The sequence below is a fragment of the Paenibacillus oryziterrae genome (assembly GCF_042610485.1).
Lineage (GTDB): Bacteria > Bacillota > Bacilli > Paenibacillales > Paenibacillaceae > Paenibacillus_AQ.
The window spans coordinates 1-16,265 of sequence record NZ_JBGJZO010000022.1 but is presented as its reverse complement, the minus strand read 5'-3'; the positions used below and the strand labels follow the sequence as shown (position 1 = coordinate 16,265).

Below are 16,265 nucleotides of genomic sequence, written 5' to 3'. Positions count from 1 at the left end.
CCCGCCGCCCAGGGCTGCGACCTCACGCTGCGCGTGGAGGCGCTGCTGCGGTACGAACGCTCCGCCGATGATGGCGGAGCGGACCCGGCGGCCCTGCGCGCAATCCAGCGCGAGAGCCGCAGTACCCTGGCGCAGCTGCTGGCAGCGCCAGGGGGAACCCCCGCCCGGAGCGGTGCACCCGGGCGGGCGCATCATCCGCAGATGGAGGACCCCGTGGATACCTCCCTCTGCGGATTGCTGCTCTCTTTCGCCTACCCTGACCGTATCGGTCAAAGACGCGGCGAAGGTGCCTTTTTGCTCTCCGGAGGGCGCGGTGCGGCATTGGCGCCGGGTCAGCTTATGGAACGTTCGCCATATATTGTTGCCGCATCCGTTGATGACCAAGGAACCCAGAGTAGAATTATGCTGGCCGCGGAAGTGACAGAAGAGTTGTTGCTGAAGTATCATTCCGGCAGCATAACCGAAGAATCCGGCGTGTATTGGGACGCGGGCAGCAGCAGCGTGAAGGCACGAACACGTACAATGCTCGGTAGTCTGGTGTTGAAAGAAACGAGCCACAACCGTCCTACGGATGAAGAGGCGGCGGAGGTGCTGCTGGGAGTCATTGCCTCAGAAGGGCTTGAAGTGCTTCCCTGGGAGAAGGGGAATACACAGCTGCGCCAGAGGATGATCTTCATGCATTCGCTGCGTCAGGACTGGCCGGACGTATCCACGGAGGCGCTGACGACTTCACTTTCTGACTGGCTTGGACCCTATCTGCAGGGTATGCGCAGCTTACGAGATCTGTCGCGGATACCCTTAACCCGTGCCCTGGTAGGAATGCTGAATTGGAGCCAGCGCCAGACGCTGGACCAGGAAGCCCCGACGCATATTACAGTGCCCAGCGGTTCACGAATTCCGGTCGATTATGAGAATCCTTCGGCACCTGTTCTGGCTGTACGGCTACAGGAAATGTTCGGGCTTAGCGATACACCGCGTCTTGGGGGAGGACGGATACCAGCGCTGCTTCACCTGCTGTCTCCGGCAAGAAGGCCGATTCAGGTGACCTCGGATCTGGCCAGCTTCTGGCGCAGTACCTATTTCGAGGTCAAAAAAGATCTGAAAGGCAGATATCCGAAGCATTATTGGCCGGATGATCCCATGCAAGCAGTTCCCACAAACCGGGTGCGCCCTTCGAATAAGTGACAGTCCATCGTGCGGATTCCACACTCTGGAGCCTGCTATGAAAATTTGATATCTCTTCTTTTGTGTTTTGTCTTTCGCTCAAAGGGTAATAATGTAGCGAACGACAATTACTAAGGAGGGCTTCAAGTGACTAAAAAAATCGCAGGAATCTTCGATACGGAGCAAGAAGCAACCAGAGCAATTGAAGGACTGCAAAGACATGGGATTCGCAATGAAGATATCTCTGTAGTAACACGTGACCGGGATGAAATGAGAAGCATTTCTGATGAGACGGGTACGATGGCTCCCGAAGGCGTAGCAACTGGTGCAGCAACGGGTGGTGTTGTCGGTGGGATTGCCGGACTCTTGGCAGGAATAGGTGCACTGGCAATTCCGGGGATTGGTCCTATTCTGGCAGCAGGTCCGATTGCGGCTACCTTGACGGGTGCGGCGGTTGGTGCAGGCGCCGGCGGTTTGGTAGGCGGTCTGGTCGGACTTGGCATTCCTGAAGATGAAGCACATGAATATGAAAGTTATGTCGATCAGGGCAAGGTTCTAGTACTCGTTGATGATCATGGTAGACATGACGATATATATAATATTTTTCGTGACAACCGTTCGCTGAATTCGAACCGGTACACCAGTGATCAGCGTAGTGAAATGCTAATGGACAGAGGGTCGACTAATCCGGATTTAATCGTCGATGACACCAGAGTCGGCAACTCGATGGGGAATAGAGGCGCAATGAATGCCGATACTGACCCGGATCTGTACAACCGCGATAAATTTTAAGCTTCAAGCCTATAAACTTAAGCTCCAACACTCCATGTAATTAGAAGCTTTAATTTATTATCTTTTAGTATGGTATGAAGGACGTAGCCCGAGCAAAGCTCGGGCTACGTTCTTTTTTGAATAAATATCTTAAGAATAAGCTCCCTTTTAGCCATATATGCCGCGCAAGACTTGGTGATCCGGCCAGGCTTAACGTACAGGCTTGTAGCTGAGCAGCACGACGCCAGAGCCGAAGGGTTTGGTCTCGGTCAGCTTCAGTTTCAATATCTCCTGAACTCCCCCCAATAGATGAGGGCCACGTCCGGCAACGATAGGGTTTACCAGAAAGTGAAACTCGTCCACCAAGTCTAGTTGTGCCAGAGTGGAACCGAGACCGGGTCCACCGTTAACAAGGAGGTTCTTCCCTTCGGCCGTAAGCTTCGTCACCTCTTCGGATACAGGCCCCTTCAACAAGAAAGAGTTCTGCCACGACACGTGATCCAGTGTCCGCGAGACAACGTACTTGGGTTTCCGATTGAGCTTGGATGCGAAGTCGACCATGTATGAGGGACCTTCGCCGCTGCTGGCGATGGCCGGCCAGAATGTCTCCATAAGCTGGTAGATTTCACGCCCGAAGAGCAGACCATCGGCTTGGTCGATCAGTTCCTCCGTATACCGATGTAGCTCTTCATCCGCAATCATCTGTTTGTGGTCACAGCAACCGTCCAGTGTCAAGTTCATCATCATAATTACACGTCCCATAGGCAGCCTCCTTTATGTTCGCGACCGAATACAGCTTTAGTTTAGCGGAGAAGGCTATAATAAACAATCTGCCCGATAGCATGATACTACGGCGGTGAAAGTTGACAACGTCCACTAAATGCACTACATTATTTGTTGACTTAGTCCATAAATAAGGAGGGCTGCAATGAAGCTAAATGATGAGATCATAGCCGATATACGGCAGTTTAATCGGTTTTATACGAATATCCTTGGATTATTGGATAGGCACGTGCTGAATTCCGGATATTCTTTCACAGAGGCACGGGTAATACTAGAGGTTGGTTTCATGGAACGGTGCATCGCAACCCATCTGGTTGAGAAATTGGATATTGACCGCAGCTACATGAGTAGAATCCTTGCCAAGCTTACGAAAGAAGGTGTGCTCAGCAAGGAAAATTCAACATTGGACAACAGAACGATTCTGATTCAATTGACATCGAAAGGGACCGCATTGTTTAATCGGTTGAATGAAAAATCTGATGAGCAAATCAAGAGATTGCTGCAGAATCTATCACTTGAGGAAATCAATGAAATACATGCTTCTATGTTGTTAATTCAGAAGAAATTGGGGAGTATACACGATGATACGATTTGAGAATGATTATACAGAAGGTGCTCATAGACGAATTTTGGAACGGCTGCTGGAGACCAATGAAGAACAGACACCCGGTTATGGTGTAGACGAACACTCAGAAAAGGCCAAGGCATATATCAAAAGAGCTTGTGCTGCTGAGCATGCGGATGTACACTTTTTAGTTGGCGGAACACAGACCAATACTACAATCATTGCTTCCATATTACGCCCGCATCAAGGCGTGGTTGCAGCGACTACAGGGCATATCGCAGTCCATGAATCGGGAGCTATTGAAGCTACCGGTCACAAAGTGCTTACGTTACCGAGCGATGATGGGAAAATCCAGGCGCAACAGGTAAAAGAGCTAGTAAATGCCCACTGGAATGATTCCGCTCATGAGCATATGGTACAGCCGGGATTGGTTTATATTTCTCATCCTTCCGAGAACGGAACTACATACACTAGAAGAGAACTTGAAGAATTAAGCAGGGTTTGCCGGGAATATGACATTCCTTTGTTTATGGATGGCGCCAGATTAGGGTATGGACTCGCTTCTAAAGACAACGATGTAACTTTAGCAGATATCGCCGGGCTGTGCGATGTGTTCTATATCGGGGGAACGAAGGTAGGAGCATTGTTTGGTGAGGCGGTAGTCATCACAAAAGATGAGCTGAAAAAGGATTTCCGGTATATGATCAAGCAAAAGGGAGGATTACTGGCTAAGGGGAGATTGCTAGGAATCCAGTTTGAAACCTTGTTTGAAGATGGCTTATACTATGAAATTTCCAGTCATGCCGTAGAATTGGCGATGATGATTCGAGAAGCTTTTGTGAATAAAGGCTTCGCCTTACAATATGACTCCACAACCAATCAACAGTTTCCGATTTTGCCGGAAGATGTCTTACTCAAATTAAGTACCAAATATTCCTATTCTTTCTGGGAAAAAGTTGATTCGGCGCATAGTGCAGTAAGATTCTGTACCAGCTGGGCCACGAAAAAGGAAAATGTTGATATGCTTATTAAGGATATCATGGAATTATAAGGCAAAAACCCAGTGAGCAACAACAAAACTGCTTTTCCGGAAGTAACGGAGAGGCGGTTTTTTTATTGCATTCGAAATAACTGCTAATGTTATTATTTCATCATATGAAAAATTCATAATAGAAACCCCTAATAAATCCTTCCCGCCTTTGTCCCTTCAGAGCTAACCAACCTAACCACGTACTTACACCATAAAATCGGAAAAAAGGGATACAAATCTCTTGAAAATTCATATTGTGAAACATGGTAAATAGTGATTTACTAGACTTGCATACGATATCAAGGAAGAAATAACCAAGGAGGTGCCTCATGGCATTTATGATTGCCCAACGGGCTTTTATCAAAGTGTATTTGATTACCATGGTGGAGAAACATCAAGGCTACGGTTATCAGATGCTGGAGGACTTGCGGCGGGATTTCAAAAGTCATGGTTATGCTCCGCCGCAAAGCGAGATTTACCGGGCACTACATGAATTGGTTCAACAGGGAGTGCTGTACCGGACTAAGCAATTGAAAGGCAATGACCCAAAGGTGGATTTCCAGGAGATCGTCTTGTACCACTTCACGGCGGATGGTGCAGAGAAAGCCAAATTGTACAAAAAACAAGTGAAGACAGACCTTGACCGATGCCTTGGAATTCTGAACAAAGCGGTGTCTGATAATTTTAGCTAAACCTATATACGCTGATAAACCCGGGATATCCTTTAGTAGGACATTTCGGTTTTTTTAGTTCTTGACAGCACGATAATAGGACACTTTTTAGCCCAATAGTGATATTTGCAGGCGATCAACGTCCTGTTATAATGGGTAGAACTACAGGATTCAGTATACATTTGGAGGTATTAAAGATGGACGAACATATGAAACGACGATTGGACAAGCAGAAGAAACTCTTTCATCAGCTGGGTATAGGATTGGATGCTCTCACGATCCATGAGAAAGAATTCAGTATGAAACTTCGTGGATATGATACAGAAGAAGTGGATTCTTTTTTGGATAGCGTGATTAAGGATTATGAACGTTTCTACGCAACCATCGCTGATCTGATGGATAAATGGCAGGAGCAGCAGCTGGAACTGCGCGAATATAAAGCAGAAGCCAAAGGGGGACCGACAGTCAGTGGTATCGACCCCAAGGTTATTGAAGAGTCGATCCTAACGCTGGAGATGAATGTGAAGCAGCTTAAAGAGAAACTCTATTTTACGGAGAAATTTTAATAGACCTTCGTGAACCTGCCTGACCTAATATCCGGTGTTTCATAAAACATCGCGGGAGGTTACCTTATTGTTCGACACTAATCGATGGAGTTTGAAAATTCGCGGTAAAATAGGGCTGGGATATTTCATGATCCTGATCCTGCTAGGTTTATTCTTATTGATTGTCTCGGCAAGAATCAGGGGCTTAGAGAAGGAAACCGTATTTATTAGTGAACATGACATGCAGGTTCACGAACTTACATACAAAATTGAAAAAAACGTATTGGATATGGAGACCGGACAAAGAGGGTATGCCCTTACTGGCGATGCGGATTATCTCGCTCCCTATAACAACGGCCTTGTAGAATGGCGGATTAATTATGCTAAATTAAGCAGCATCATTATGGATAACCCGTCACAAGTGGTTAATCTGCGGGGGCTTCAAAAGAATATTGAATTATGGATTAATGAAGCCGGACAATACGTTGTGGATCTGAAACGGAACGGCAACGAGACATCGGTTGAGCATTTCTTTCGGAATGATCCGGGCAAGCCGATAATCGATTTAGTTCGTGAGCAAGCGGAACTCTTCCGGAGCAGTGAGAGGCTTCTGACCAATAAGCGGATTCATGATATGGAGGATAATAATCAAACGCTTCTGATCACTATGTATGTTCTGTGGAGTGTTGTAGCTTTCATATCAGCAATTGCAGCTATTATCATCTCACGGAGTATAGTAAGCACGTTGAATGATGTAATCAAGGCTATACATAATATTGTTGAGAAAAGGAATATGAGTGAGCGGATAGAGGTCAGTACCCGAGATGAAATCTATGATCTAGGTCAGGCTGCGAACCGTCTCCTGGATGTAGTTGAGCGGGAGCAATGGAGTAGTGAACAGCTTGGTCAAATGTCTATTGCGTTACAGGAGTCTCATGACCTTCACTCCCTTAGCAGGATTTTTATCAATAGATTGTCAGCAGTCCTGGAAATGCAGTATGGCACCATATATATTATCAATAAATTCGATCAGCTTGAACGTGTCTATACTTATGCCGGAGCAGGAAATATGGAAAGCTTGAAACCGATCCAAACCATCCACTTTGGTGAAGGGTTGGTAGGGCAGTGTGCTATAGATCAAAAGATACTGATGATTGACAATCTGCCTGATGATTACATCCGTATCCAATCCGCGCTTGGAAAGACTGCACCACGTTATGCGGTCATTGCCCCTGTTCTCTTTGAGAACAGAACCATTGCGGTGATTGAAGCGGCATCCTTGATGAGATGGGATTCACATCATCTTGAATTATTGAATCAAGTGCTCAAGATGATGGGGGTTAGTCTGAATTCTGTTCTTACCCGTAAAGAAATTCAAGATCTATACGCAGAATCACAGGCTATGAACGAAGAACTGCAATCACAGTCTGAGGAATTGCAAGTGCAGTCTGAAGAATTGCAGAATCATACTAAAGAATTAATGGTGCTGAATACTGAACTGGTGTCCCAGAAAAATATGGCCGAACAAGCAGCGATCGAGCTGGTGAAATACAATGATCAGTTGGAGGAAAGTTCACGCTACAAATCCGAGTTTCTCGCTAATATGTCCCATGAGCTTCGTACTCCATTGAATAGTATGCTGATCCTTTCCCAACTATTAGCAGAGAAAAGCAATGAAGTATTGCAAGGAGAAGAACTGGAATATGCGGGAATTATCCACTCAGCGGGGAGTGAACTGCTGGTACTGATTAATAATATTCTGGATCTGTCCAAGGTAGAAGCAGGCAAAATGCTGGTAGAAGCGGATGCGGTGAATCTGACGGAACTGCCTTCTTTACTGTACGGATATTTCGAAACCACTGCTGCCAATAAAAATTTGAGCTTTTCAGTTTTTGTTACTTCTGAAGTGCCTGATTTATTCTATACGGATGAGCTTAGGCTGCATCAGATTCTCAGAAATCTGATTTCTAACGCCTTTAAATTTACGGAGACCGGTGGAGTGAAGATCGAAATAACGAAGCTGGAATTTTTCCGGTCATCGCAATATGCCTCGGAAACTCCAGTTCTGGCTTTTATAGTGAAGGACAGTGGTATAGGAATTCCTGAGGACAAGAGTGAAATGATCTTTGAGGCTTTTCAACAGGCGGATGGTTCCACTGTGCGTAAATTTGGAGGAACCGGTCTTGGTTTAACCATCTCGCTTCAGCTTGCTCAGCTGCTCGGAGGGCACATCACCGTTGAAAGCCAGGAAGGGGTAGGCAGCACGTTCACACTGTTGCTTCCATGCCGGGATGAGGGTTTTGAAACTGAGAATGAGAACAGTCCATCTGAATCAGCGCTTGAAGCTGCTGCTGCGAGTGAATTGGGATCTATGAATAAAAATGACAATTCAGGTGATATTAATGAGCAAAACTACAAGGTACTTCATGGAAAGACAGTTCTTATTGTTGATGATGACAACCGGAATCTCTTTGCATTGAAGAGTGGGCTTGAGCTCTATGACATGAATATATTAACGGCTCAGAACGGTTTTGAATGTCTGCAATATGTACGCGAGAACCCCGCAATCGACATTGTACTTCTGGACATCATGATGCCGCATCTGGATGGTTATGATACATTATCTATCATCCGGGAGGAGCTGGAAATGACGGGACTTCCGATCATTGCAATTTCCGCCAAATCCATGAAGGAAGAACGGGATAAGTGTCTGGCAGCCGGAGCAACAGATTTTCTTGGCAAACCAGTCCAGTTAAAAGAAGTAATTACCCGAATGTGTAAATGGCTGGAAAATAGTTCTGCGTAAACTTGACTTTTTAAAAAATCCATTGACGTAAACCCGAAACATGTTTTATTATGTACTCATAAATGATCATTTATATGCAAGTGGCGTGTTACCGTTGAGGGCATGAGCCAAGAATTATCTCATTCATGTGAGTCTTTCTTGGCTCTTTTTTATGGAAAAAAATCTGACAACGCATGGGAAGGAGGGAGAACTTGGCGAGAGATAACGAGCAGTTTCAAGTACAGCGTGTCATCGGCAATAATGTTGTGATGGTACAAGGTGGCAAGAGCGGCAAGGAATATGTAATTATTGGCAAGGGGATTGGTTTTGCGGTAAAGGGTTCCGGTGTTATCGAAGGAAATGATCACAGGATTGAGAAGCTGTTCCGGCTGGAAGACCGGGAGGAATGGAGTCAGTACCAAATCCTGTTGGAAGATATTGATCCAAAGGTAATGAGTATTACCGATGATATTATCTCAGATATCGCCCGTCAGTTTCCCGACAAGTTAAATGACAAGATCTATTTGGCACTCCCAAGCCATATCCAGTTCACCATTTACCGTCTGCGCAACGGCATGGACATTGTCAATCCTTTCCTGCAAGAAACCAAATTGACTTTTCCGAAGGAATTTGAGATCGCTTCCAAGGCAGCAGGGATGATCAGCGCTGAATTTCAAGTGCAAATCCCGGAAGATGAGGTAGGATTTCTGACATATCATGTATATTCGGCGGTTAGCAATGTTCCCGTAGGACAACTTGTGAAGGCTTCCAATATTGTTAACGAACTTCTGGATATCATCCGGGAAGAACGCAATATCACATTCGAGCAAGGAAGTATGAATCATGTCAGATTAATGGTTCACCTGAGATTCTCCATTGAACGGATTCTTCAGGGATCACTCGTCGATAATCCTTTTGTGAAGCATATCAAAAAGGAATACAAGGATGAATACAAGCTGGCCCTAAAACTGGGAAAAGTCATGCAAAACACTTTGGGCGCAGAGGTTCCGGAAGAAGAAATTTGCTTCCTAGCCATGCATTTGCGCCGGTTATTTCAGACATTAGAGAAGAACAAATTGCAGCAGTGAGGTGAAACTTATGTTTTCCAAATGGAAATCAAAGAAGGAAGAGCAGCGTACTGAACATACTATAGAGATCCCGGCTCCAGTAAGCGGGCAAGCGGTGCCGTTGACAGAAGTGCCGGACGAAACTTTTGCAGGCGGGCATATGGGCAAGGGAATCGCCATAGAACCTATAGAAGGGAAGCTTGTTGCACCCTTTGACGGGCAGGTAGCACATGTAGTTAAAACCAACCATGCCGTTATTCTGGAACATCCATCCGGTTTACAGCTTCTGCTGCATATCGGAATCGATACAGTCAGCCTTAAGGGCAACGGGTTTACCAGCCATATTGCTAACGGAGACATCGTCAAAGCTGGGCAGACACTGATTGAATTCGATCTAGAAGTTATTCGTAACGCGGGTCTGCGGACCATAACTCCGGTTATCGTCACCAGCACTGAGGAATCCGCTCCTAATGTGGATTGCCATTATGGTCAGGTTAGTGCAGGCAAGGAATCTATTCTTACAGTGGTTTCAATGCAATAAAACTATAGAGCTTCACTATTATGAGATGAAGGGATGATTTTATTATGTTGGCTTTTCTGCAAAAACTAGGTAAGTCACTAATGCTTCCGGTAGCTACCATGCCGGCGGCGGCCATTCTACAAGGGTTTGGCCTCATCAACTATGAGAAAGACATTCCACTAGGCAGTGCAGTTGGCGGATTTATGAACCAGTATGTTGCTCCTTTCCTGAATGCCGGTGCAGGTGCGATTTTCGGTAACCTGGCGCTAATCTTCGCTATCGGGGTAGCCATTGGTTTTGCGGGAGATGCTGTTGCAGCATTGTCCGCACTGATCTCCTACCAAGTACTGATTAATGTACTCAAAATCGTTCCAGCACAATTCTCATTCATTAATGATGACGTTGTTCTGAACATGGGCGTACTTGGCGGTATCTTCGCAGGGGCTTGGGCTGCATTCCTGTATAAGAAATACCATAATGTTAAGATGCCTGACTGGCTCGGCTTCTTTGCCGGCAAACGTTTCGTTCCAATTGTAACCGCTGCATCTATGATGGTTCTTGCAATTTTCGTAGGTATGATCTGGAGCCCGATCCAAGATGTTATCAGCGACTTTGGTAACTGGGTTGTTGGTCTGGGTGCTGTAGGCGCATTTATCTTCGGTACTGCTAACCGTCTCTTGATACCTATCGGTCTTCACCACGTTATTAACACAATTGCTTGGTTTCAAATCGGCGATTTCACAAACGCTGCAGGAGAGCTGGTTCACGGTGACCTTTCCCGTTTCTTCGCTGGAGACAAATCCGCAGGGATGTTCATGACTGGTTTCTTCCCAATTATGATGTTCGCTTTGCCGGGTGCTGCACTTGCCTTTATTCATACGGCTAAACCGGAAAAACGCAAAATGGTAGCATCAATCTTTATCGGTTCCGCAATTGCTTCGTTCTTGACAGGTATCACTGAGCCTCTGGAGTTCTCCTTCATGTTCGTTGCTCCTGTATTGTATGTAGTTCATGCTCTCTTGACTGGTTTCGCAGGCTTCCTGATGTACATCCTTGATGTGAAGCTGGGCTTTGGTTTCTCGGCCGGCTTGATCGATTACCTTGTTAATATGAAGCTATCCACCAACGCATGGGTACTGATCCCGGTTGGTATCGGATTCTTCCTTCTGTACTATGTATTGTTCCGCTTCATTATCGTGAAATTCAACCTGAAAACACCAGGCCGTGAAGATGATGTTGAAGATGGAATCGCAGAAGTATCTGTGAAAGGTGGTACCGTGTCTGCTTCCTCCAGAGCCGCTAAGATTCTGGAAAACATCGGCGGACCGTCTAACATCCGTAACATCGACGCTTGTATCACTCGTCTGCGCTTAATCGTTAACGACGAGAAAGCAGTTAAAGATGCTGCACTCAAACAACTTGGTGCTTCCGGTGTCATGAGACTTGGTCAAGGCGCAGTTCAAATCGTATTTGGACCACAGTCTGAACAAATCAAAGATGACATTAAGAAATTGATGTAATCGTAAGTAAAGTTCACTTCAGCCCGATATGCCGTTCTCTCCGGAGGATGCCTATCGGGCTTTTTCATGCTGAAGCTCTTCTTGGGAACTGGTATACTCTTCTATATATTATTGAAATTCATATGTACAGGAGGAACGCAGATGAGTAGCAAAACTGCACTAATGATCATCGATGTACAGGAAGGTATGTTCTCGTATCCTGATATGCGGTTGTTTGATGAGCAGGGGGTTATGGATCGGATAGTTTCGCTATTGGAGAAAGCCCGTGCTGCAGGTATCCCGATCGTGTATATTCAGCACACAGAGGATGAGGAATATACCAAAGGAACAGCAACCTGGCAGATCAGCGCCCGTATTACGCCGCATGAAGAGGATTTGATTGTCGAGAAGCCAACATGGGATGCGTTCCACCGGACAGAGCTGAACGATAAATTACAGGAGCGCGGAATTACGAATCTGGTGATTGCCGGGATGCAAAGTGAGTTCTGTGTCGATACCACCTGCCGAAGAGCTTACAGTTTGGGCTACAGCAACATACTCGTACAAGATGCCCACAGCACATTTGATAGCCAGATGCTGAGCGGCGGGGATATGGTGAAACTGCAGAATCATATTCTTGGTGGCAGATTTGTTAAGCTGCTTCCGGAGAGCGAGGTTACATTCCAGTGAATTTTGAGTCCAAAGCTGCGATGAAACCGGTAAAACGCTCCAAACTTAGAAAGATCGCGGGCAAGCAATATTTTATCTGGAAAAGATACGCAGTGTGGATTTTGAAACCTGGTAAGATAGCCCGCACCCGTGCAGCGGCAGATTTGCCCTACGAAGTAATCAGTCACGCCACTCCTTTGCTGCGCAGGCTGCGGGATGTGGATATGCAGCTTCAATATAACAAGATTACAAATCTTCATCTTGCCGTCGCGAAACTGAACGGACTTATTATACAACCTGGTCAGACCTTCTCTTATTGGCGCAGTGTCGGCAAGCCGTCAAAACGTAAAGGGTATCTGGAAGGGATGGTTCTTCATTATGGACAATTTCATTCCGGGGTAGGAGGCGGACTCTGTCAGCTCTCTAATCTTATATACTGGATGACACTGCACACCCCACTTACCGTGACGGAGCGCCATCGGCACAGCTACGATGTATTTCCCGACGAGCAGCGGACACAGCCTTTTGGCAGCGGAGCTACTTGTTCATATAACTATCTGGATCTGCAACTGGAGAATCGTACGGAAAGTACTTATCAACTGAAGCTATGGCTCGATGATTCCGAATTGCATGGAACCTGGAGAAGCAAGAATAGTCCGCTGTACATATATGAGGTGTATGAGGGATTTCATGAAATAACATTAGAGCATTGGGGCGGATATGTCCGCAGCAACAGCATCAGACGCAGAACCGTGACTCTTAGCGGCGAGTTGGCAGAAGATGAGGAAGTAGCTGTGAATCATGCGCTTATGATGTATTCCCCGCTGCTTAAAGCAGTCGGAACGATTTAAGATTTCCTTGGATAATTATTGGCAGGTTGGGGCTATAACATAGTAATACACGCCGATTAGCCCAATGCTTCCATTATATTACCAAAGGAGTGCATCATCGTGAAGGCAGTTACTTACCAAGGGAAAAATAAGGTTGAAGTAAAAGAAGTCCCCGACGCCAAATTGCAAAAGAAGGACGACATTCTCGTTCGCATTACAACCACGGCGATTTGCGGTTCGGACCTGCATATTTATTATGGTGAAATACCGGGTATGAATGATGATTACATTATCGGTCATGAACCGATGGGAATTGTCGAAGAAGTAGGTCCGGAGGTAACTAGGGTTAAGAAGGGTGACCGTGTCATTGTTCCTTTTAATGTAGCTTGCGGCCAGTGTTTCTATTGCCAGCATGAGATGGAGAGCCAATGCGATCATGCCAATGATGCCAAGGATACAGGCGGATATCTGGGGTATTCGAATACCTATGGAGGATACGCGGGGGGCCAGGCCGAGCTGCTGCGGGTTCCTTACGGAAACTTCGGTCCTTTTGTCGTGCCAGAGGATGCGGAGATGGAGGATGAGAAGGTACTATTTCTCTCTGACATTGTGCCTACTGCCTGGTGGGGTGTGGAACATGCCGGTGTGAAGAAAGGAGACACGGTCATCGTGCTTGGCTGCGGTCCGGTCGGGCTGCTCACCCAGAAATTTGCCTGGATGAAGGGTGCCTCCCGGGTGATCGCTGTCGATCACGTACCGTATCGGCTGCAGCATGCGAAATTAACCAATAACGTTGAAATCTATAACTTTGAAGAGACGGCGGATATAGAGAAGCATCTAAAGGAAATTACACGCGGCGGAGCCGATGTTGTGATAGACTGCGTCGGTCTGGACGCTAAAAAGACGGTTGTGGAGAAGGTGGAGACTACCTTGATGCTTCAGGGAGGTTCCCTCGGCGCATTCCGCATAGCAGCAGATGTTGTTCGCAAGTGTGGAACAATTCAACTTGTGGGGGTCTACGGCCTGACCTATAACATGTTCCCGCTGGGCCACTTGTTCGAACGTAATATCACCTTGAAGATGGGGCAGGCGCCAGTTATTCATTACATGCCTATGCTGTACAAGATGATTAAAGAGAACAAGTTCGATCCCACGGATATCATCACGCACCGTCTGCCGATTAGCAAGGCGGAGCATGGATATAAAGTGTTCGGTGGAAAAGAAGAGGAGTGCATCAAGGTTGTGCTCAAGCCGTAAGGCGTAAGAGAAAAGATAGGCTAACAAAAAGCATGGAGCCGGGCATCATCGCCAGGACCATGCTTTTTGCGAAATATAAGAAATTAAATGTTTCACGCTAGGTGATTTTCATGAAAAGGGGCTGCATTTTTTCAGTTTCTGGGTTACATTATTTAAAGCGGCTTTGCAGATCCGGAAAGGAATTTAACCTATGAATAGACAAACACCGCGTGTACCCGTTCCGCTCTTGATGGTCATCGGAATCGTGGCGATCTCTTTCTCCTCTATTTTTATTAAATGGTCAGATGCTCCGGCATCTGTGCAGGGAATGTACAGGCTGCTCTTCACCTCATTACTGATGTTGCCCTTCGCACGACCCTATACGGGAGCGATTGCTGTGTTGACCAAAAAGGACTGGCTGATGCTGATGTCCTCCGGGACGATGCTGGCTCTGCATTTCCTGCTGTGGATGGGTTCGCTTAAATATACCTCGGTAGCCAGTTCGACCATGATCATGGCACTCGAGCCCGTATTTATTATGCTGGGAGCGTTCTTTCTTTTTAAGGAAAAGACAGCCTTATCCTCAATACTGGCCATGGGCATAGCGATAGCTGGTGTTATTTTTATCGGCTGGGGTGATATTGGTATTTCTGCAGATAATGTTAAAGGTGATCTTTTGTCCATTGGAGGAACCGCGGCTGTGGCTGCCCATCTGCTGATTGGTCAAAAGGTTGTTGTACGGATGCCGTCCTATCTTTACAGTCTGGTTGTTTTTATCTCGGCAGCGCTAGTGTTTGCTTTGTACAACGTGACGATGGGCATTCCATTCTTTGACTACCCGCCGCGTGAATGGGGGATCTTTGTACTTTTGGCAGTAGTACCGACGGTGTTCGGACATATCTTATTTAATTGGCTGCTGCAATTTGTCTCGGCAACAACGGTGTCGATGAATATTTTGGGAGAGCCGGTTGGAGCAAGTATTCTAGCTTATCTATTGCTTAACGAACAGTTGACGTCCTTACAGTGGGCTGGTAGCTTGCTTGTTATGGCCGGACTAGGTGCATACCTCTACGCAGGGCGCAAAAAGAGTAATCAGGCCGTTCTCGCACTGGAGAATGCGTCATAGACAGATATTAATGGTGTGAAGGGGTAGCTTGATGAACGATAATTACAAAGAAACGGAAGTCTCCGGGAATGTGGGCGAGACACCAACAAGCGAAGAACTATGGAATGAGGATACATACAGTGCCTGGACAAGCCGCTTCGGAACACCGGCAGAAGCAGCTGCCAAGCTGCGCAAAGATCCGGCGGGCAAGCTGTATCCGCTATATGACTATTTTGGTGATGTAACGGGTAAGAAAATGATGAATCTGATGGGTTCCAACGGTATGAAGGCTGTTGCGCTTGCATTGCTTGGAGCAGAGGTTACCGTTGCTGACTTCTCGGAGGCTAATGGCAGATATGCCGCTGATTTGGCACAGGAAGCAGGTGTGCAGCTGGATTATATCGTCTCCGATGTGCTTAAGCTTCCGGAAGAGAAGCTGGACGGATCGTATGATATTGTTTTTGCAGAACAAGGAATCGTGCATTATTTCACCGATCTTAGACCATTCATGGATATCGCCAAACGGTTGCTGGCACCTGGTGGAACCTTTGTGCTCCGTGACTTTCATCCGGTAACAACAAAGCTGATCTCCTCGCGGGGCTCCACGGCGAAAGTGCGGAAGCATAAAGTAACCGGGGATTATTTCGATACAACACTCGAGGAGAAGAAGGTATCCTATTCCAAATATTTGCCGGACGGTGGTATTGCTCCAGGTAGTGCGCATCAGAGCAGTGTATACTGGCGGCGTTGGACACTTGGAGAGATCGTTACTGCTGCCGCTGAGAGCGGACTGATCATCCGCAAGCTGGTGGAGGAGCCGAATTTATCTTCGGATACGTACGACAAAGGGATTCCCAAGACGTTCACACTTGTAGCGGAATCCACGCTTTGATAAGCATATGATTGTTTCACCTAAAGAGGGTGTTCCGAGGGCCATAGAAGTGAACTGCACCCCGTCAAGTAGACAGTACAAAAAATAAAAGATAGCTAAGCGGTCTTGGTCCTGAATTCAATGGGACTGAGGC

General features: G+C 46.6%; 16 protein-coding genes. 15 read left to right on the top strand and 1 reads right to left on the bottom strand.

The window, feature by feature from the left end; genetic code table 11:
- The coding region (locus tag ACAN55_RS18960; protein ID WP_379136381.1) for an ATP-dependent helicase C-terminal domain-containing protein at positions 1-1,185 on the top strand (1,185 nt) is incomplete at its 5' end.
- A 126-nt stretch (positions 1,186-1,311) separates the two neighbouring features.
- The gene (locus ACAN55_RS18955) at positions 1,312-1,956 is read left to right on the top strand and encodes a general stress protein (protein ID WP_379136378.1); all 645 of its coding nucleotides are present in this window, start codon (positions 1,312-1,314) and stop codon (positions 1,954-1,956) included.
- A 189-nt stretch (positions 1,957-2,145) separates the two neighbouring features.
- Here the strand turns inward: ACAN55_RS18955 and ACAN55_RS18950 are convergent, their stop codons facing one another.
- Positions 2,146-2,697, bottom strand: a complete 552-nt coding sequence (locus ACAN55_RS18950; RefSeq protein ID WP_379136375.1) for a dihydrofolate reductase family protein — start codon at positions 2,695-2,697, stop codon at positions 2,146-2,148.
- A 166-nt stretch (positions 2,698-2,863) separates the two neighbouring features.
- Between ACAN55_RS18950 and ACAN55_RS18945 the strand changes: the two genes are divergently transcribed.
- From ACAN55_RS18945 to ACAN55_RS18885, 13 genes are all read left to right on the top strand, one after another.
- A complete protein-coding gene (locus tag ACAN55_RS18945; protein ID WP_379136372.1) occupies positions 2,864-3,313 on the top strand; it encodes a MarR family winged helix-turn-helix transcriptional regulator in 450 nt (149 codons plus the stop codon).
- Positions 3,300-4,334, top strand: a complete 1,035-nt coding sequence (locus tag ACAN55_RS18940; protein WP_379136368.1) for a threonine aldolase family protein — start codon at positions 3,300-3,302, stop codon at positions 4,332-4,334. Before ACAN55_RS18945 ends, ACAN55_RS18940 begins: the two co-directional genes overlap by 14 nt.
- A 308-nt stretch (positions 4,335-4,642) precedes the next feature.
- Positions 4,643-5,005 (top strand): replication termination protein, encoded by a 363-nt coding sequence (locus ACAN55_RS18935; RefSeq protein ID WP_379136365.1) that lies wholly within the window; start codon positions 4,643-4,645, stop codon positions 5,003-5,005.
- A gap of 176 nt (positions 5,006-5,181) precedes the next feature.
- Positions 5,182-5,550 (top strand): DivIVA domain-containing protein, encoded by a 369-nt coding sequence (locus ACAN55_RS18930; RefSeq protein WP_379136362.1) that lies wholly within the window; start codon positions 5,182-5,184, stop codon positions 5,548-5,550.
- 67 nt (positions 5,551-5,617) lie between these two features.
- Complete coding sequence (locus ACAN55_RS18925) at positions 5,618-8,335, top strand: CHASE3 domain-containing protein (RefSeq protein ID WP_379136359.1); 2,718 nt, start codon at positions 5,618-5,620, stop codon at positions 8,333-8,335.
- Positions 8,336-8,526: 191 nt separating this feature from the next.
- Positions 8,527-9,402 carry a PRD domain-containing protein gene (locus ACAN55_RS18920; RefSeq protein ID WP_379136356.1) on the top strand — a complete coding sequence of 292 codons (876 nt, stop codon included), beginning with the start codon at positions 8,527-8,529 and terminating at the stop codon, positions 9,400-9,402.
- Positions 9,403-9,412: 10 nt separating this feature from the next.
- Entirely contained in the window at positions 9,413-9,922 is a 510-nt protein-coding gene (locus ACAN55_RS18915) for a PTS sugar transporter subunit IIA (protein ID WP_379136353.1), read from the top strand.
- Positions 9,923-9,966: 44 nt separating this feature from the next.
- Positions 9,967-11,421: a PTS transporter subunit EIIC gene (locus ACAN55_RS18910; RefSeq protein ID WP_379136351.1), complete on the top strand. Its 1,455-nt coding sequence runs from the start codon at positions 9,967-9,969 to the stop codon at positions 11,419-11,421.
- A 141-nt stretch (positions 11,422-11,562) separates the two neighbouring features.
- Positions 11,563-12,090, top strand: coding sequence for a cysteine hydrolase family protein (locus tag ACAN55_RS18905; RefSeq protein ID WP_379136348.1), 528 nt, complete (start codon positions 11,563-11,565; stop codon positions 12,088-12,090).
- Between the two features lie 20 nt (positions 12,091-12,110).
- Positions 12,111-12,920, top strand: a complete 810-nt coding sequence (locus ACAN55_RS18900; protein ID WP_379136572.1) for a VanW family protein — start codon at positions 12,111-12,113, stop codon at positions 12,918-12,920.
- Positions 12,921-13,019: 99 nt separating this feature from the next.
- Entirely contained in the window at positions 13,020-14,156 is a 1,137-nt protein-coding gene (locus ACAN55_RS18895) for a zinc-dependent alcohol dehydrogenase (RefSeq protein WP_379136346.1), read from the top strand.
- A gap of 190 nt (positions 14,157-14,346) precedes the next feature.
- Positions 14,347-15,261 carry a DMT family transporter gene (locus ACAN55_RS18890; RefSeq protein ID WP_379136344.1) on the top strand — a complete coding sequence of 305 codons (915 nt, stop codon included), beginning with the start codon at positions 14,347-14,349 and terminating at the stop codon, positions 15,259-15,261.
- Between the two features lie 31 nt (positions 15,262-15,292).
- Positions 15,293-16,132, top strand: a complete 840-nt coding sequence (locus tag ACAN55_RS18885; RefSeq protein WP_379136341.1) for a class I SAM-dependent methyltransferase — start codon at positions 15,293-15,295, stop codon at positions 16,130-16,132.
- Positions 16,133-16,265 lie beyond the last annotated feature (133 nt).